At 64.7% G+C, this 17814-nt stretch carries 14 protein-coding genes; 12 read left to right on the top strand and 2 right to left on the bottom strand.

Features of this window, described 5'->3' with window-relative positions; all coding sequences use genetic code 11:
- Positions 1–94: 94 nt before the first annotated feature.
- From LVJ94_43125 to LVJ94_43080, 10 genes are all read left to right on the top strand, one after another.
- Positions 95–1255, top strand: coding sequence for an acyl-CoA dehydrogenase family protein (locus tag LVJ94_43125; GenBank protein ID WXB03686.1), 1161 nt, complete (start codon positions 95–97; stop codon positions 1253–1255).
- 72 nt (positions 1256–1327) lie between these two features.
- Positions 1328–2509, top strand: a complete 1182-nt coding sequence (locus LVJ94_43120; protein ID WXB03685.1) for an acyl-CoA/acyl-ACP dehydrogenase — start codon at positions 1328–1330, stop codon at positions 2507–2509.
- A 20-nt stretch (positions 2510–2529) separates the two neighbouring features.
- A complete protein-coding gene (gene sfnG, locus LVJ94_43115) occupies positions 2530–3633 on the top strand; it encodes a dimethyl sulfone monooxygenase SfnG (GenBank protein WXB03684.1) in 1104 nt (367 codons plus the stop codon).
- Positions 3630–4397, top strand: a complete 768-nt coding sequence (locus LVJ94_43110; protein WXB03683.1) for an ABC transporter ATP-binding protein — start codon at positions 3630–3632, stop codon at positions 4395–4397. The genes sfnG and LVJ94_43110 overlap by 4 nt, the downstream gene beginning before the upstream one ends.
- A 7-nt stretch (positions 4398–4404) precedes the next feature.
- Positions 4405–5286 (top strand): branched-chain amino acid ABC transporter permease, encoded by an 882-nt coding sequence (locus LVJ94_43105; protein WXB03682.1) that lies wholly within the window; start codon positions 4405–4407, stop codon positions 5284–5286.
- Positions 5283–6284, top strand: coding sequence for a branched-chain amino acid ABC transporter permease (locus LVJ94_43100; protein ID WXB03681.1), 1002 nt, complete (start codon positions 5283–5285; stop codon positions 6282–6284). Before LVJ94_43105 ends, LVJ94_43100 begins: the two co-directional genes overlap by 4 nt.
- The gene (locus LVJ94_43095; GenBank protein WXB03680.1) at positions 6281–7681 is read left to right on the top strand and encodes an ABC transporter substrate-binding protein; all 1401 of its coding nucleotides are present in this window, start codon (positions 6281–6283) and stop codon (positions 7679–7681) included. Before LVJ94_43100 ends, LVJ94_43095 begins: the two co-directional genes overlap by 4 nt.
- Complete coding sequence (locus LVJ94_43090) at positions 7681–8478, top strand: ABC transporter ATP-binding protein (GenBank protein ID WXB03679.1); 798 nt, start codon at positions 7681–7683, stop codon at positions 8476–8478. Before LVJ94_43095 ends, LVJ94_43090 begins: the two co-directional genes overlap by 1 nt.
- Positions 8479–8519: 41 nt before the next feature.
- Positions 8520–9005, top strand: coding sequence for a flavin reductase family protein (locus LVJ94_43085; GenBank protein ID WXB03678.1), 486 nt, complete (start codon positions 8520–8522; stop codon positions 9003–9005).
- Positions 9006–9032: 27 nt separating this feature from the next.
- On the top strand, positions 9033–9563 hold the full coding sequence (locus LVJ94_43080; protein ID WXB03677.1) for an NAD(P)H-dependent oxidoreductase: 531 nt from the start codon (positions 9033–9035) through the stop codon (positions 9561–9563).
- Here the strand turns inward: LVJ94_43080 and LVJ94_43075 are convergent.
- Together LVJ94_43075 and LVJ94_43070 are read right to left on the bottom strand one after the other, a co-directional pair.
- Entirely contained in the window at positions 9560–9994 is a 435-nt protein-coding gene (locus LVJ94_43075; GenBank protein ID WXB03676.1) for a MerR family transcriptional regulator, read from the bottom strand. The genes LVJ94_43080 and LVJ94_43075 overlap by 4 nt on opposite strands.
- A gap of 43 nt (positions 9995–10037) precedes the next feature.
- Positions 10038–11039, bottom strand: coding sequence for an aldo/keto reductase (locus LVJ94_43070; protein ID WXB03675.1), 1002 nt, complete (start codon positions 11037–11039; stop codon positions 10038–10040).
- Between the two features lie 259 nt (positions 11040–11298).
- Between LVJ94_43070 and LVJ94_43065 the strand changes: the two genes are divergently transcribed.
- Together LVJ94_43065 and LVJ94_43060 are read left to right on the top strand one after the other, a co-directional pair.
- Positions 11299–13527, top strand: coding sequence for an Ig-like domain repeat protein (locus LVJ94_43065; protein ID WXB03674.1), 2229 nt, complete (start codon positions 11299–11301; stop codon positions 13525–13527).
- A 1611-nt stretch (positions 13528–15138) separates the two neighbouring features.
- A complete protein-coding gene (locus tag LVJ94_43060) occupies positions 15139–17301 on the top strand; it encodes an Ig-like domain repeat protein (protein ID WXB03673.1) in 2163 nt (720 codons plus the stop codon).
- Positions 17302–17814 lie beyond the last annotated feature (513 nt).

Genomic DNA, 17814 nt, shown 5'->3' with positions numbered 1-17814 from the left:
ACCCACTGCGCATTCGCTGCTGCTCCAGCAGCAGCCATTCCGCGTCCACGCGCCTATTTCCCAATGGCCCACCCCATGCAGATGACCCCGGCCGATGCCCGACCCGCTCGCGATAGCCTCGAACCTCGCCGCCGACTTCGAGACCACCGCCGTCGCGCGGGATCGCGAAGGGGGGACACCCAAGCGGGAACGCGACGCCCTCCGCGCCTCCGGCCTTCTCGCCCTGAGCATTCCCGCCTCGCTCGGCGGGGCCGGTGCCGAGTGGTCCACCATCTTTCGCACCGTCCGCATCATCGCCCGCGCCGACGGTTCCCTCGGCCACGTCTACGGCTTTCAGCACTTGTTGCTGGCCACCGTTCGCCTTTTCGGGACCACCGCGCAATACGAATCCCTCGCCCGCGGCACCGCCGAACGGCACGCGTTCTGGGGCAATGCTCTCAATCCCCTCGACGATCGCGCGATCCTCTCCCGCGATGGGGACGACTTCGTACTTCACGGCGAAAAGAGCTTTTGCTCCGGTGCGCGCGACGCCGACGTCCTCGTCGTCTCCGCTCTCGACGCGAACACGCGCAAGCTCGTCGTCGGCGCCATCCCCGCGAACCGCGCGGGCATCCGCGCGCGGGATGATTGGGACAACATGGGGCAGCGCCAAACCGACAGCGGCTCGGTGCTCTTCGAGGACGTGCGCGTGCATCCGCACGAGCTCCTCACCCAACCCGGTCCGCTCGGCAGCACCTTCGCGACCCTGAGGCCGCTCATCGCGCAGCTGACCCTCGCCAACGTGTACCTGGGCATCGCCGAAGGCGCCCTCGAAGCGGCCCGACGCGTCACCCGCGAGCGTGGCAAAGCGTGGTTCGCCAGCGGCGTGGAGCGCGCCATCGACGATCCGTACATCCTCGGCATCTTCGGGGAGCTCTACGTCGAGCTCGAGGCCGCGCGGCATGTCACCGACGCCGCCGGCTCCGCCTTCGAGCGTGCCTGGGCGCGCGGCGACGATCTCACCGCCGACGAACGCGGCGCGGTGGCCGTCTCCATTGCCGCGGCCAAGGTCACCACCACCCGCGTCGGCCTCGAGGTGACCACGCGCATGTTCGACACCGCCGGCGCACGCGCCACCACCGCGCGCCTCGGCCTCGATCGCTTCTGGCGAAATCTTCGCACGCACACGTTGCACGATCCCGTCGACTACAAGCGGCGCGATCTCGGGCGCTGGTTTCTCACCGACGTCCTTCCTGCGCCGTCGTTTTACTCCTGAGGGGAAAGCCATGATGACCACCACGGCCTGTACGAAGCAGCACTGTCCACTCGCCGCGACGAAGGGAACATCATGGCCAACCACGACTACGAAGCGATCCGCGCCGAGGTCCGTCACCTCGTCGACGAGATCGTCCGCCCCAACGCCGAAAAGGTCGACCGCGAAGGCATCTTCCCTCGCGACAACCTGAGCGCGCTCGCACGCGCGGGCTGGAACGGCGTTCTTCTCCCCAAGAGCCTCGGCGGGCGCGGCCTCGATCACGTGGCCTTCGCCATCGTCGCCGAGGAAATCGGCCGCGCGTGCGCATCGACCGCGCTCGTCTACGTGATGCACGTCGGCGCCGCGCAAACCATCCTTCTTTACGGCAACGACGACCAGAAGCAGCGCTGGCTCGTGCCCGCGCGCGACGGGTTGCTCGGCACGTACTCGACCAGCGAAAAGGCCAGCGGCGGCCACTGGTGGTTCAACTTCAGCGAGGCGGCTCGCGCTGGGGACGATTACCTCGTCACCGCCGAAAAGTCGTTCACCACCAGCTCGGGCCAGGCCGACTACTACGTGCTGCAAACCCGCACGCCCGGTGCGAAGGGGCCGACGGACATCTCCTTCTTCATCGTCGATGGCAAATCGCCGGGCATCCACGCGGGCAAGTGGGAAGCGCTCGGCGTGCATGGTAACCATAGCGGGCCGATTCGCTACGAATCCGTGCCCGTTGCCCGGCGCGATCGCCTCGGCGAGGAAGGGCAGGGCAAAGACATCATCTACCATGGCGTCTCGCCGGTGTACCTCATAGGCCTCGGCGCGGCATGGCACGGCGTCGCGCGCGGTGCGCTGGAAGAGATTACCAAATATGCGACCGCCACCGTGCACCGCGACTTCGAGCGGCGCCTGGCGGACTATCAGGTTCTAAGGCAGCAAATTGGCGAGGCTAAAGTCCTCGTGGAGAGCGTGCGCCCGTGGCAGCACGCCCTGGCAGCGTCGCTCGATGCGCTTTGGGTCGCGGGAAAACCGCAGGGAGAAATCCTGATTCCGCTGACCGAATTCAAGGTTCACGCCGCCGAGGTGGCGAATGCGACCACGCGGCGTGCGCTCGACGTGAGCGGTGGCTACGGCTACAAGCGCGGCCCTCTCGAGCGCGCGTTTCGCGATGCGCGTGCGGCGATCGCCATGGGCCCGTCGAACAACATTGCCCGCGAGTGGATCGGAAAGACCCTCGTCGGACTCCCGCTCGAACTTTTCGAAGCGGGCGGCGAATAACCGAAGAGAGGAATAGTGCCATGAGCCACGAGACCATTTCCAACGATCCCATCAAGTTTGCCTATTGGGTGCCCAACGTCAGCGGCGGGCTGGTCGTGAGTAAAATCGAACAGAGAACCGATTGGGGCTACGATTACAATCGAAGGCTCGCCGTTTTAGCCGAAAACAATGGCTTCGATTACGCGCTCAGCCAAGTGCGCTACATGGCGAGCTACGGCGCGGAGTTCCAGCACGAGTCGACGAGTTTCAGCCTGGCGCTTCTTCTCGCCACGCAGCGGCTCAAGGTCATTGCCGCCATTCACCCGGGCCTCTGGCACCCGGCCGTCTTTGCGAAATACGGCGCCACCGCCGACCATCTTTCCCAGGGCCGCTTCGCCGTCAACGTGGTGAGCGGCTGGTTCAAAGGCGAATTCACCGCGCTCGGTGAGCCCTGGCTCGAGCACGACGAGCGTTACCGCCGCTCGGAGGAATTCATCCGTGCCCTGCGGGGCATTTGGACCGAGGACCACTTCTCGCTGGGCGGTGACTTTTACCGCATTCGCGACTTCAGCTTGAAGCCCAAGCCCCTTCAAGCGCCGCACCCGGAAATCTTCCAAGGCGGAAACTCGACTGCCGCGCGAAAAATGGCGGGGCGCGTCTCCGATTGGTACTTCATGAATGGCAATTCGCTCGCCGGATTGAAAGAGCAAATCGACGAGGTGAGCGCCAACGCCGCCGCGGTAGGTCGCAAGGTGCGATTCGGCGTCAACGGCTTCATCCTGGCCCGCGACACCGAGGCCGAGGCGCACGAGGTCTTGCACGAGATCATTCGCAAGGCCGACAAAGAGGCCGTCGAAGGCTTCGGCGCCGCCGTGAAGCAAGCGGGCAAGGCCGCACCCGACGGAAAGGGCATGTGGCAGAATTCCAACTTCGAGGACCTCGTTCAATACAACGACGGATTCCGCACCGGCTTGGTCGGCACCCCCGAGCAGGTGGCCGAGCGCATCGTGGCCCTGAAGGGCATCGGCGTGAACCTCGTGCTGGGAGGTTTCTTGCACTACCTGGAGGACGTCGAATACTTCGGCAAGCGCGTCTTGCCGTTGGTGCGCCAGCTCGAAGGACAGCGCCAGACGGTCGCCGCATGAGCGGACCTTTGCTCACCATCGCCGGCGTGTCGCTCGATTTCGAGGGCATCCAGGCCCTCGACGACGTCAGCTTCGAGGTCGCGCGCGGTCGCGTGTGCGCGCTCATCGGACCGAACGGCGCCGGCAAGAGCTCCATGCTCAACGTGGTGAGCGGTCTGTACACGCCGCGCTCGGGCTCCGTGCACTTCGAAGGCGCGCCGCTTCGCAGCCCGCGTGAGCTCGCGCGCCGCGGCATCGCGCGCACCTTCCAGAACATCGCGCTCTTTCGTGGCATGAGCGTCCTGGACAACGTGGTGCTCGCCCGCGACGCCGACGCGCGCTCCACGTTCTTCGAGCATGCGCTGCGCCTCGGCCGCGCCCCGCACGAGGAGCGTCGCGCGCGCGACGAGGCCAGGGACGTGCTCCGGTTTCTCGGCATCGACCGGTACGAAAACACCGTCGTTGCGGAGCTGTCCTATGGGCTGCAAAAGCGGGTCGAGCTCGCGCGCGTCCTCGTCGTGCGGCCCAAGTTGCTCCTGCTGGACGAGCCCATGGCCGGCATGACCGCCGCTGAAAAGGACGATATGTGCGGCTTCCTGGTGAACGCGCACGAGGCCTACGGGACCACCCTCGTCCTCATCGAGCACGATCTCGCCGTGGTGATGGATCTCTCCGACCAGGTCGTGGTCCTCGACCACGGAAAGAAAATCGCCGAGGGCACGCCGGACGAAGTGCGTGCCGATCCCCTCGTGATCGAAGCCTACGTCGGCCGCTTCGCGGCCTGAAGGTACCATGTCGTTCTTTCTCGAAGTGCTGCTGGGAGGCCTTCTCGCCGGTGTCATGTACACCATGGTGGCGTTGGGCTTCGTGCTCATTTACCGCGCATCGGGCGTCTTCAATTTCGCGCAGGGCGCCATGGTCCTCTCGGCGGCGCTCACCTTCGTGTCGCTTCGCGAGCGCGGCTTCTCTTTCGTGCTGGCCTTCGTTGCCACGCTCGCCGTCATGCTGCTTCTCGCCGTTGCCATCGAGCGTGCCGTGTTGCGTCCTCTGGTCAATGCACCGCCCATGTCGCTCTTCCTCGCGACACTCGGTCTATCGTTCGTGCTCGAGGGGCTCGCGCAAACCGTGTGGGGCACCCAAGTTCATGGCCTCGAGCTGGGCATCTCCGATGCGCCACTCGCCGCTGCCGGTCTCGTGGTGAGCCGGTTCGATCTGTTCGCTGCGGCCACCGCCGCCGTGTTGGTCGGCGTTCTCGCCGTCCTCTTTCGTAGCACGCGTGCCGGCGTGGCCTTGCGCGCCGTGGCCGACGACCCGCTTGCCGCCATCGCCGTGGGCATCGATCTGCGACGGCTCTGGACCATCGTCTGGGGTGTAGCCGGCTTGGTTGCGCTCGTGGCTGGCTTGCTCTGGGGGGCCCGTGTCGGCGTGCAATTCTCGCTCTCGTTGGTGGTGCTCAAGGCGCTGCCCGTGCTCATCATCGGCGGCTTTTCGTCCATTCCGGGGGCCATCGTCTCCGGCCTGATCGTCGGTGCATCCGAAAAGCTCGCCGACGTCTACGTCGGCCCGCACCTCGGCGGTGGTATCGAGTCGTGGTTCCCTTACGCCCTCGCGCTCGCGTTTCTTCTGGTCCGCCCCACCGGCCTTTTCGGCGAGCGCGCCGTGGAGCGAGCATGATCCTGCGCGCATCCCTCGCGGCCGCTGCGGCGGTGCTCCTCGCGGTCCTTCCGCTGCTCGTGAACGACTACGTGCTCAGCGCCATCCTCGTACCCTGGCTCGCCCTCGCGCTCGCAGCCTCGGGGCAGAACATCGTCACCGGCTACGCCGGGCAGCTCTCCGTCGGATCGGCCGCCTTCATGTCCGTGGGCGCCTTCGCCGCCTACGACGTGCACCTCTACGTTCCCGGCGCACCGCTCCTCGTCGCGTTCGCCGTCGGCGGCATCGCCGCCGCGGCCGCGGGGGCCCTCTTCGGCCTTCCGAGCCTACGCATCCGCGGATTTTACCTGGTCGTCTCCACCTTGGCCGCCCAGTTCTTCGTCGAGTGGCTCTTCACCAAGGTCGGATGGTTCTCCGGCAACAGCGCTTCCGGCGTCATCACCGCGCCGCCCCTGCGCATCGCTGGCATCGACCTCTCCTCGCCCAGCGGTCACTACTGGCTCGCGCTCGGCGTCGTGGCCGTGCTCACCGTGGCCTTGCGCAACATCGTCCAAAGCCGCATCGGCCGAAGCTGGATGGCCGTGCGCGACATGGAGACGGCGGCCATCGTCTCCGGCGTCGAAACGCGCCGGGCCAAGCTCCTCGCCTTCGCCGTCGGGGCGTTCTACTGCGGCATCGCCGGCGCCCTCTGGGCCTTCGCGTACCTCGGCACCGTCGAGCCGCACGGGTTCGATCTCGATCGATCCTTCCAGGTACTTTTCATGGCCATCTTGGGCGGCTTGGGACGGCTCACCGGGCCCTTCCTCGGTGCCGCCTTCATCGTGCTCTTTCCCATCGCGCTCGATCTCGCGGGGGCCCGCCTCGGCGGCGGCTCCGTCGATCCCGGTCTTTTGCAGACCCTGGAGAAGATCGTCTTCGGCGCGCTGGTCATCTTCTTTCTGGTCAAACAGCCCGCGGGCTTGGCCCGCCTCGTCTCGGCTTCCTGGATCCAACTGCGCCGCCCGGAGACATCGCCATGAGCAAGACTCGCATCGTTTCGTTCGCGTGCGCCACCGCGCTGGTCATCGCCTCGCTTTCCGCGTGCCGATCGCGCTCGGAGGGCACGCCGTCGACCACGACGACGACCGCATCGAAGGGCGCTTCGCCCAGCGAGGGCGCCTCGGCGCAGTACTTCCCACTCCAAAGCTACCGCGTGGGCCCATACGCCGCGGGCGGCACCGGCTTCTTCGGCGGCTTCATCGACTACCTGCAACTCGTGAACGAACGCGACGGCGGCGTCAATGGCGTCAAGCTCGTATGGTCCGAGTGCGAAACGGAGTACGTGGTGGAGCGCGGCGTCGAATGCTACGAGCGCCTCAAAGGCGGCCTCCAAGGCGCGCCCCCTGCCGCCATGAACCCGCTCAGCGTCGGCATCGCGTACGCGCTCATCGATCGCGCGACGGCGGACAAGATTCCGCTCATCACCATCAACCATGGCCGCACGGACTCGACCGATGGTCGTGTCTTTCCCTATGTTTTCCCGCTGTCGCTCAACCCGTACAGCGAAGCCTCGGCGATCGTGAATTACATCGGCCAGCGCGAAGGCGGTGCCGACCGCCTCCGTGGCAAGAAGATCGCCGTTCTCTACCACGGCTCGCCGTACGGCAAGGAAACGATCCCCATCATCGACCTTCTCGCGAAAAAGCTCGGCTTCACCGCCACGCAAATCGAGGTCCCGCACCCCGGCAGCGAACAACAATCGCAATGGCTCCAAATTCGTCAGAATGCCCCCGATTGGGTCATTCTGCGCGGGTGGGGAATCATGAATCCTGTGGCGCTGAAGACCGCCACCAAAGTGGGATTCCCAGTGGACCACGTGATTGGCAACGTGTGGAGCAATTCCGAGGAGGACGTGCTGCCTGCCGGCCCGGCGGGTGTGGGCTACACCTCGGTGACCACGCACCCCTCGGGGCGTGACTTCGACGTTCTCAAGGAGGTCGACAAATACGTTCTGTCCCGCGGAAAAGGCAATATGCAAGACCCGGGTCGGGTTGGGAGTGTCTATTACAACTTGGGAATCGTGAATGGCATTTTGAACGTCGAGGCCGTGCGCGTTGCCCAGAAAAAATTCGGCAACAAGCCACTCACCGGCGAGCAAGTTCGCTGGGGCTTCGAGCACATTGCGGTCGACGACGCCCGGCTGCGCGAGCTCGGGGCCTTCGGGCTCATGCAGCCGATCCGCCTCTCGTGCTCCGACCACGAAGGCGGCGGCGCGGTGCGCTTCCAGAAATGGGACGGCAAAGCGTGGAGCGTGGTCAGTGAATGGGTGCAGTCCGATCGCGCATTGTTGCGGCCGATCATCGAGAGCTCGTCGCTCAAGTATGCGCAGGAAAAGGGAGTTCCCGTGCGCGACTGCGAGGCCGAGGCCCGACTCTGATGCCGGCCGCGCTGTCCGTGCTGCCGCAGCTGGCGCCTCCGTTGCTCGAGCTCGAGCGGGTCGAGGTCGTCTACGACGGCATCGTCGTCGCGCTCCGTGGCGTTTCGTTGCGCGTCCCGCCAAAGAGCGTGGTGGCCTTGCTCGGTCCGAACGGCGCAGGCAAGAGCACCACGTTGAAGGCGGCTTCCGGCGTGCTCGCGGCGGAGCGCGGCGAAGTGCGCCGCGGCACGGTCACCTTCCGCGGCAAGCCGCTGAGGGCGCGCAGTCCATCGAACCTGGTGCGCGAAGGCCTGGTGCAGGTGCTCGAGGGCCGGCATTGCTTCCTGCACCTCACGGTGGAGGAAAATCTCGCCACGGGGGGCTTCGCGCGCCGCGCCTCCCGCGGCGAGCTCGCAGCCGCCATCGAGCACGTCTACGCGCGTTTTCCGCGCTTGCGCGAACACCGACGGCGCGCGGCGGGGCACCTCTCCGGTGGCGAGCAGCAGATGCTCGCCATCGGCCGCGCACTCATTGCGAACCCCGTGTTGCTGCTGCTCGACGAGCCGTCGATGGGGCTCGCGCCGAAGCTCGTGGAGGAGATTTTCACCATCGTGCGCGAGCTTCACGCGAAGGACGGTGTCAGCGTGCTCCTCGCCGAGCAGAACGCCGCGGCGGCCCTCGCCGTGGCCGACACCGCACACGTTCTGGAGAACGGGCGCGTCATTGCGGGTGGCCCTGCGGCCGACATGCGTGCCCGCGCCGATGTGCAGACGCTCTATCTCGGCACTCGCCGAGCGAGAAAGGGGGTAAGTGCGTGATTTGGCCGTCGAATGCCTCTATAAAAAGGGGAGAGGAACCCATGGGCGAAGCGATCTCGACCGCGGCATTTCGTGAAAGCCTCGCGCACTTTGCCAGCGGCGTGACCATCGTCACCATGCGTGGACCCGACGGTCCCGTCGGCTTCACGGCGTCGGCCTTCACCTCCGTGTCCCTCGAGCCGCCGCTCATCCTCGTGTGCGTGGGCCGGCAGGCAAGCTTGCACGATCGCTTCCTCGTGCACGAGCACTTCGGGGTGAGCATCCTCGCGCACGAGCAAGCATGGGTTGCCGCGCAGTTCTCCCAGCGCAAGGTCGATCGCTTCCGCGACGTGCCGCTCAGCGAGGGCCCCATCGCCGGTGTGCCGCTCATCGACGGCGCCATCGTTCACCTCGAGTGTCGCTGCCACGAGCGCCATCCCGCAGGCGATCACACCATCGTTCTCGGCAAGGTGCTTCACGCCAAGGTCACGAACGGCAAGCCGCTCGTCCACTACAAGCGTGCGTTCGGCGGCTTCACGGCCTCGTAGTCTTCTCAAAAAGCCAAGGAAAATACCATGAGTCGAGACATCGTCTTCGTAGGCGGCAGTCCGTCGTCCACCTCGCGCTCGCGTTTCGTTGCCGGTGCCGTTGCCCACGCCCTCCAGGGCGCGGGATGGACCGCGCGCCATTTTTCCCTCGGCGACTTCGACGCCGAGGACGTCTTCCACGGCCGCACCAGCGCCCCGAAAATCGCGGCCTTCGTCGATGCCGTGAAGTCGGCCGCGGCCATCGTTCTATCGACGCCAGTCTACAAGGCCACGTACTCCGGCGCGCTCAAAGCGCTGGTCGACCTGATCCCGCCCGATGCTCTCGCGGGCAAACCCGCGCTGGGCATCGCGACGATCCGCTTGGAAGCGCACGGGCCCGAGGTGGACCACGCCTACCGCGCGCTCTTCGCGTTCTTTCAGGCCAAGGCCGTGGGGTCGCTCATCGTGCGTGACGACGAACTTCCCCCTGCCGAGGGCGGCTTCGCCTTGAACGACGCCGCCCGCGATCGCACGACCGGCGCTGCCAAGGCACTTCTTGCCGCCCTCGAGACGGGCTAGCTGCCGTTTGCCGCCTTGGCGCGCAACTCGAAGGGTGACGGGCCGCTGGAGGTCTCTTGCTCCATCTTCTCGTACATCGCGATCTTGCACTTGAGAATGTCGAGGTTCGCCTGCAGCTCGCCGAGCCGCTGCTCGACCTCTTCGCGGTGCGCTTCCAAAAGGAGCCTTCGCTCGCGCACCGTGGATTCGCCACGGCGCAGAAGACGTGCGTATTCGAGCATGCGCCGGATGGGCATACCCGTCTGATGGATCTTGCGCAAGAAGACGACCCAGCGCACCTCCGCCTCACCGTAGCGACGGTGACCGCTCGCAGAGCGAGGCACGCCGGAGAGGAGCCCGATGCGCTCGTAGTAGCGGAGCGTGTGCACCGTCACCGCGGTTTTCTCGGCGACCTCGCGGATGGTCCATTCTTGCTCGCCGGGCATCGTCATCGTGTCCTTCTTTCTTCGTTCGGATTGGGGCGAGCTCACCATTTCAACCTCGCAAGGTGGCCATCATGTGCGGAGCATAGCGCTCGCCTGAGACGGCGCTGGGCGGAAACACGGCGTCGAGGGTCTCCAGGTCCTCCGCCGTGACGGTGACCTCGAGCGCGGCCACGTTTTGCTCGAGGTACTTGCGCCGCTTCGTCCCCGGAATGGGCACGATGAATTCGCCGCGCGAGAGCACCCAGGCGAGCGCGAGCTGCGAGGCCGTGCACCCCTTCTTGTGGGCGAGGCCTTCAATCTGCGTGACCAGGTCGAGGTTCTTCTGGAAGTTGTCGCCCTGGAAGCGCGGGTTGAAGCGGCGGTAGTCGTCGGCCTCGAAGTCCTCGAAGCGCTTGAACTGCCCGGTCAAGAAACCGCGCCCGAGCGGGCTGTAGGCGAGAAAGCCGATGCCGAGCTCCTTGCAGACTGCAAGTATCTCGTCCTCCTCGGGGTCGCGCGTCCAGAGCGAGTACTCGCTTTGAATCGAGGTGATGGGATGCACCTCGTGCGCGCGCCGAAGCGTCTGCGCGGTCGCCTCCGAGAGCCCGATGCCGCGCACCTTGCCGGCCTTCACGAGATCGGCCATCGCCCCGACGCTCTCCTCGATGGGCACCTCCGGGTCGACCCGATGCAACTGGTACAGATCGACGAGGTCGACGCCGAGGCGCTTCAGGCTCGCGTCGCACGATTGCCGGATGTACTCCGGCCGCCCATTGATCCCGCGCACGTTCGGATTCTTCGGATCGCGGACGATGCCGCACTTGGTGGCGAGAAACACCTTGTCCCGCCGGTCCTTGATGGCACGTCCGACGAGCACCTCGTTGGTGTGCGGGCCATATGCATCCGCCGTGTCGAGCAACGTCACGCCGAGCTCGAGCGCGCGATGGATCGTGGCAATCGACTCCACCTCATCGCTGGCGCCGTAAAATTCGCTCATGCCCATGCAACCCAATCCGAGGGCCGACACATCGAACTTGCCCAGCTTCCGCGTCTTCGTGGTTTGATTCGCCATGCCTCACATCTCCTGTCTGGGCACGATCGATAGGAGTTAGAGTGCGCTCGAAGTCAAGCCCTCCCCATCCGGTAGATCCGACGCTTCCCGCCGACGGCTCTGCCTTACTCGAAGTGCGGTGAAACAGCTGTTCTGAGACGCCTCAGGTGGCGTTTTATGCGTAAAAAAACGCCTACCAGAGGCATGCATAAAACTACGGAATCGTACAACCGCATGGTATTCAGAGGACTCCTTCTTTTCCAATAGCGAGGTGTGACCCATGCTTAGGTGGTTAATTGGTATAATAGTGGGTTTCGGTCTCTGGCTCATTGCCGGGACCGCTGGGGCGCAAGAACCGCCTCCTCTAACTTGCCCGCAGCCGCTCTCTGGACAGATCGATTCGCCGGGTGACCCGAAGCAGACGAACCGCATCAATCAGGGCGTCGCTGCAACTACGTGCGAAGGCCAAGTGCCAGCTCCCGGAATCATTCAGGGGCAGTTCGGTTACGACAAGTACACCTTCAAGAATCGGGCGCCGGGCGCCGACGCCTGCATGGTGATCACGCTCAAGGCGACGGGCGATGTCAATTCGGGCCGTGGATTGTCCGCTGTGGCATACGTCGATTCGTTCGACCCAGCGAACATCGCTACGAACTTCATTGGTCACACCGGCAATATTGCGAGCCCGGGCACCAACCCGAATACCAACACCCGTATTTTTCGCGTAAAGGTGCCCGCACTGAAAGACTTCGTGGTCGTAGTGAACGAAGTGTTTGATGGCGGCGGTGGCACGTACGACCTGTTGGTCGAAGGCTGCGGCAGGATCCTCATCAGTGAGATCTCCCCGAACTTCGGCCCGTCGGCAGGCGGCACCGAGGTGACCATCAAGGGCGCCGGCTTCAGGCCGGAGTCCACGGTAACCTTTGGCGGTGTTCTGGGCACGAACCTCCAGTTCGTCAGCGAGTTCGAGATCCGTGTCACGACGCCCGCCTATACCGGTGGTGGCACATCGCCGCACGCGGTCGACGTTGCCGTAACGGCGGGCCCGGGAGATCCCGTGGTGAAGCCGAACGGGTTCACGTACTACGACAAGGCGAACACGGTGCTCACCCTGACGCCGTCACCCGCGATCATTGTCTACGGCCAAGGGCCCAGCCTCATCGGTGCGATCACCCCGGCGAAAAATCCGAATGCACCGACAGGTTCCATTACGTTCCTGGAAGGGACGAGGGTTCTGGGCGGTGGGCAGATCAATCCCGCCAACTCGACGGGCCGAATCGTGATCGGAGCTGCTTCCGTCGGTACGCATGAGTACAAGGCGACTTACGTGGGGGATGCTTTTTACAACCCGGCCGAGTCCGCAATTGCCACGCTCATCGTAAACAGGTCGCCTACGACGACGACACTGACCTCCTCACAAAATCCGTCCGGCCCGGGGGATGAAGTCACGTTCACCGCCATCGTCCGAGGACCCTACGCAACGAATACCACCGGCACGGTGACGTTCAATGAAGATGGCACCGACCTTCCGCCGGTGACGATGGTGAACGGGCGAGCGTCTGTCCCAAGAACTTACGCGGCCGTGGGGCAGCACACCATTACGGCTCGGTATAGCGGGGACGAGAACTTCTTGCCGACGCCAGATCCGACCCCAGGCCGCCCGCTGCCCACGGTGATCCAGAACGTCACGGCGACGGCGCCCGACATCACGATCACGCCCACTCCGGCAGACGTGACGTACGGACAGGATGTCACTTTGAATATCAAAGTGGCCACTCGCGCCGGTGCTTCGGCGCCGACTGGGACCATCCAGCTCAATATCGATGACCAGAACGTTGGTGCGGCTGTTCCCCTCAATGCTGGTGAAGTCACGTTCCCCGCGCGAAAGCTGCTCGGTGGCACGCACATCATCAAGGCGGTCTATAGCGGTGATCCAAACTACACGGCTGGCACCGCCACGCTACCGTTCGAAGTCAAGCCGGCGCCTACGACGACCACTGTGGTGTCCTCAAAGCCCGGATCCGCAGTGGGTGAAGCGGTGACCTTTACGGCTACGATCTCGTCGAACGTGCAAAATGGTGTGGCGCTGACGGGCACCGTTCAATTCATGGACGGCGAAGAGAAGATCGGCCTCCCGGTTACCCTCGCGGCGGGCGCTGCCAAGGTCGAGGGCGTGAAGCTCCCGCAAGGTACGCGCAAGGTTACGGCGGTCTACTCGGGCGACACAAACTACGCGACCTCCACGTCGCCTTCGATCGACCAGGTCGTCGGCGGTGGCGGCGTTGACGGGGGGACCGACTCCGGCAAGCCCGACGCGGGCACCGACAGCGGTACCGTCAAGCCCGACGCCAGCGGCGTCGACTCCGGCTCCGGCGGTAACGGTGGCAACGCCAGCACCGAAGGCGGCGGTTGCGACTGCAACACCACGGGCACCCCGGCCTCTGGCCTGATGGCGCTCCTCGGTGGTCTCGGCTTCGCACTGATGCTCGTGCGTCGCCGTCGCGCGTAGTCGACGTCTCGTCCTACGACACGAAAACGGGAAAAGGTCTGCGGACCTTTTCCCGTTTTTTCTTTCATGGCGAGGATGGTGAAACTAGAAGCCGATTTTCCGAGGTCGTAGCTCTCGCTTCGAGGGGCGGGGCTCGTTGGCGGCTCTAGGGTCGTCGCCCCAGCACCAGACATTGTGATCCTCGAGGGTTGCGCATGTGAATGAGGACCCGGCCGCAATGGCCTTTGCCGGCAGCGGGAGTCTCTGAACCTTCACGGGGACGTTGGAGTACTCAGGCGTGAACCTCGACCCATCGGGGTCGAATTCGCCGAAGCCCAACTCACCTTCGTAGTTCGACGCCCAACACCAAACATCACCAATACTGAGTAGCGCGCACATGTGGTATCGGCCGGCGACGATCTGGGTGATGAAGTGGTCTTCGGGCAAAGACATCCGGTGGGGCAGAGGATGTGCTTCCACACCGGGTTCTCCGTACCCGTTTCCAGCACCGAAGCATAGGACCCCGCCAAATTGTGTTAGGGCGCATGTCGCGAAAGATCCTGTCGCGATCTGGAGCACATCCCTCAGTGACGGCACCAAGGTTGGAAATGGAGTGACACCGTCCGGGTCTGCGTCGGCCTTGACGCGGCCGAGTTGTCCAAACGTATTCCACCCCCAGCAAGCCACTGTCTTGTCTTCGAGAACTGCGCATATGTGTTGCTGGCCGATAGAGAGTTGAGTCGCCGTGTGACCACTTGGAAGCGGGATCTGTTGGGGAGTTCGCGCTTTTCCTCTCAAGTGGAGTACGCCCCAGCACCAAACTTCGCCAACGTTGCTGATCGCGCAGGACGATTCGCCATTCGTGACGACCTGCTCTGCAGGTGGTAGTTGCTGGACAAGTGCCGCCTCAGGGTGGGGCCGTGTTGCAGTAGCCTCGCTCTCGGGCCCTCGACCAAGCGCGCCGCTGGTATCCGCTCCCCAGCAAAAGACCCGTCCCTCATTAATGACACACGTAGCCGCTGGGTCCTGCGGCCATTGGCCTAGGCCTCCAAGGGCGATTGCCGATGCTTTTGTCATTGCTGGGCGTAGGGGCTGCCACGAGAAGACCGTCGCTCCGTCGAATGCGTACCCACCGTCCGCTTCCGTAATGACGGGTGGGTTGCCTAGTTCCCCAAACGCATTTCGACCCCAGCATCGTAGACTGTCGTCTTCGAGCAGCGCGCACACGTGATTGTGTCCCCCAACAACCCATGGGCGCACGGGCTCGGCGTCCGGGAGAGACGGCGGTTGTAGGACGTCGAACTTACCGGCATCTGGCGTGGTTGGCGCGGCATTGTCTGAATCACTGCAGGCCGCAACGTAGAGGCAACCGGCAATACCCGCGAGCACACCGGCTCGCACATTTCGTCGCGTCAGAACGTTGCGCATGGACATACCTGGAGAGAGTGCAAAAGGAGCGCATCCGGATAGTGCCGATCGCACCGTATCAGCGCTAGCGGCCGGCAAGGGTTCGCGTCAAGGTAGCCCCTCGCAGGACTAGGGCATGCCTCGTTTCATGGTACTCTTCAAACAGGCGCAACTTTGCTGCGCTTCTTTGGGGATGGGGGCGGACTGATTTAGCGAGGTGGATCCATGCTTAGGTGGCTCGTTGCGGCGTTCGTGGCGTTTGGTCTGTGGCTCACTGTGCATGCGGCGGGGGCGGCCGAGCCGCCGAAGATCTGTGGGCCCGTTGTTACGGGCGAGATCGAGCCGGCACCCAATGACCCAAGGCAGACGGGGCGCATTACGCAGGGTTTCGAGGCGGGGCAATGTGGGAAACCGGTCGCGACGCCCCGGACCACGCAGGGGTCGTACGGATACGAGGCGCACACGTTCAAGAATCGCACGGAGCAGACGTGCATTCGTGTGACCCTCACGCTCACCTCGGACGGAGGGGCGCTCTCGGCGGCAGGCTATGTGCCGTCGTTCGATCCGGCGAACGTCACGGCGGGGTTTGCGGGTGGAACCAGCAATGCCGTGGTACAGACGACGCCCAAGCAGAGTTTCTCCTTCGATGCGCCCGTGCTCTCGGACTTCACTGTCGTCGTCACGGAAACGGCGGACGGCGCGGGCGGTAAGTATCGGCTCGACGTCGCGGGTTGCGGCGATGTGCTCGTTCGCCAGGTGGAGCCCAATTATGGGCCCGTGCGCGGTGGCACCGCGGTCACCCTTCGCGGTGCAGGGTTTCGCGCGGATGCGAAGGTCGCCATGGGCGGCGTGGCTGCGACCGACGTGGTCGTCGACGACGAGTTCACGCTGCACGCGACGACGCCGGCGTACACCGGTGGTGGCGCTTCGCCGCACGCGGTGGACGTCTCGGTCACGAACAGCGATGCGACGACCACCACGAAGGCCGGCGCGTTTACCTATTACGAGCCGCAGCCGGCGACCATTGCGCTGTCCGCCGATGCGAGTCCGTCGCGCTTCGGCCAACTCGTCACGTTCACTGCCCACGTTGGGCCCGACACACCGCAGCTCGCCACGGGGACCGTCGAGTTCCTGCGCGATGGCACCGTGTTCGGCACCGCGATCCTCGATTCCAAGGGGAATGCGGCGGCGTCGCTTTCCGAGCTCGATGTCGGGCGACATGCCATCGTCGCGCGCTACGGCGGGGACGATTACCACGCGGCGCAGGATGCCTCCGCAAACCATGACGTCGTTCGTGCCGATACGGCGACGGCGCTCGCCTCGTCGAAGGATCCCGCGTCGCCCGTGGAGCCGTTCACCTTGATGGCCACCGTCACCCCGGTGGCACCGGGCGCGGGAAAGCCTGCGGGCAGCGTCACCTTCAAGCAGGGGACGACGGATCTCGGCACCGTCGAAGTCGACGCCGATGGTCGTGCCAGCTTCACCGTCAACCCGCTTGCAGTGGGGGATTACTCCTTCACGGCGACGTACGCCGGCAATGCATCGTTCAACGCGAGCACCTCCCTCGTGCACGTGCAGCACGTGAAGTTCACGCAGACCAGCGTGTCCGTCGTCGTGTCGCCGGCCGGGCCGGTGGCGTTCGGAACGGCGGTCTCGTTCGACGCGGTCGTCATCGTCACCGGTGACGCCATTCCAAAGGGAAATCTCACCTTCGAGGATGCCACCACGACGCCGCCCACGTTGCTCGGAAAGAGCGTGCTCGATGCGCAGGGGCGTGCGTCGCTGAAGACGTCGACGCTCGCGGCGGGCGCGCGTTCGATCCGCGTCTCGTTCGAAGATCCCGACAAGGTCTTCGAGAGTGCATCCAGCACCTTCGTCTACAAGATCAACAAGGCTCCTACGGGCGTGGTGCTCACGTCGTCGAAGATCCCCGGGCCAAAGAACGGGTGGGTCACCCTTACCGCGAAGGTTTCGGCGGTGGCTGGCGGCGCCGCGGTGAAGGGCAACGTCGAGTTTCGGCAAGATGGCATCTTGCTCGGCACCGTTCCCGTGGGTCCGAATGGCACGGCGGTCATCGATTCGCGGCGGCTTCTCAATAGCCAGTACACCATCGCGGCCGAGTTCAAAGAGAGCGAGTCGTTCGAGGGCAGCAAAGCGCAGCTCGTCCTGCTCGTGGGCAATGGTGGCACGGATGCGGGGGTCGACAGCGGTTACGACGCCGGCAAGCGTGACGCGGGGCAGGGCAAGCCTCCCATCTACTACTTGGACTCTTCCGACGACGGATGCGGATGCCACTCGACCGGTACGGGAGCGCCCGCATCGGGGCTCTCGCTGGTCGGCGCCTCCGCGATCGCATTGGCGCTCGTGCGTCGTCGACGCCGTCGCTGATTCGTCGCCGTTCCAAGCGACCGATCTCCAATCGAATGCAAATGGCGCCAGCCGAAGTCCTGGCTTGACACCCCTGCGTCTTTTAAACGTAGAGTGCGCTTTGAGAAGTTAAACTAAGTTTAACCGAGCAAGGGGTGCAACATGACGGAACGGTTAGGTAGGTACGGCCTGGCACGTTTTGCGGGGAGGCGCACGCGCATCTTCGCGGCGCTTGGCTCTGCGGCCTTGGCACTCGCAGCTTGCGCCAGTGGCGCGGGCGATGGCACGTCGAACGGGGAGGTCGGTCCGCCGCAAACGCCAGACACCACGATGAGCCGCGCGCGGTTGCCCGGCGTGGTGAAAATCGTTGTACAAAGTCAAAACGTCGAGGCGGCCCGCGCCCTCGGCGGCGTGGTGGGGGACGTCGATTACGGCGCCTTCCATTTGCTCCTCGTCGACGAGAAGGCCTCGGGCGGTCGCGCCGCACTGGCAGCACGAGGGCTCGAGGTTCGCGACGACATGAACGCGATCACG

It is taken from the genome of Sorangiineae bacterium MSr11367 (assembly GCA_037157805.1).
GTDB classification, from domain to species: Bacteria; Myxococcota_A; Polyangia; order Polyangiales; family Polyangiaceae; genus Pendulispora; species Pendulispora rubella.
The sequence above is the reverse complement of the archived record's forward strand: the minus strand, read 5'-3'. Positions and strand labels throughout refer to the sequence as shown.

Coding starts and splice junctions, on each gene's coding strand:
- LVJ94_43125 (WXB03686.1), top strand. CDS start 95: ATGCCCGACCCGCTCGCGATAGCCTCGAACCTCGCCGCCGACTTCGAG.
- LVJ94_43120 (WXB03685.1), top strand. CDS start 1,328: ATGGCCAACCACGACTACGAAGCGATCCGCGCCGAGGTCCGTCACCTC.
- sfnG (WXB03684.1), top strand. CDS start 2,530: ATGAGCCACGAGACCATTTCCAACGATCCCATCAAGTTTGCCTATTGG.
- LVJ94_43110 (WXB03683.1), top strand. CDS start 3,630: ATGAGCGGACCTTTGCTCACCATCGCCGGCGTGTCGCTCGATTTCGAG.
- LVJ94_43105 (WXB03682.1), top strand. CDS start 4,405: ATGTCGTTCTTTCTCGAAGTGCTGCTGGGAGGCCTTCTCGCCGGTGTC.
- LVJ94_43100 (WXB03681.1), top strand. CDS start 5,283: ATGATCCTGCGCGCATCCCTCGCGGCCGCTGCGGCGGTGCTCCTCGCG.
- LVJ94_43095 (WXB03680.1), top strand. CDS start 6,281: ATGAGCAAGACTCGCATCGTTTCGTTCGCGTGCGCCACCGCGCTGGTC.
- LVJ94_43090 (WXB03679.1), top strand. CDS start 7,681: ATGCCGGCCGCGCTGTCCGTGCTGCCGCAGCTGGCGCCTCCGTTGCTC.
- LVJ94_43085 (WXB03678.1), top strand. CDS start 8,520: ATGGGCGAAGCGATCTCGACCGCGGCATTTCGTGAAAGCCTCGCGCAC.
- LVJ94_43080 (WXB03677.1), top strand. CDS start 9,033: ATGAGTCGAGACATCGTCTTCGTAGGCGGCAGTCCGTCGTCCACCTCG.
- LVJ94_43075 (WXB03676.1), bottom strand. CDS start 9,994: ATGACGATGCCCGGCGAGCAAGAATGGACCATCCGCGAGGTCGCCGAG.
- LVJ94_43070 (WXB03675.1), bottom strand. CDS start 11,039: ATGGCGAATCAAACCACGAAGACGCGGAAGCTGGGCAAGTTCGATGTG.
- LVJ94_43065 (WXB03674.1), top strand. CDS start 11,299: ATGCTTAGGTGGTTAATTGGTATAATAGTGGGTTTCGGTCTCTGGCTC.
- LVJ94_43060 (WXB03673.1), top strand. CDS start 15,139: ATGCTTAGGTGGCTCGTTGCGGCGTTCGTGGCGTTTGGTCTGTGGCTC.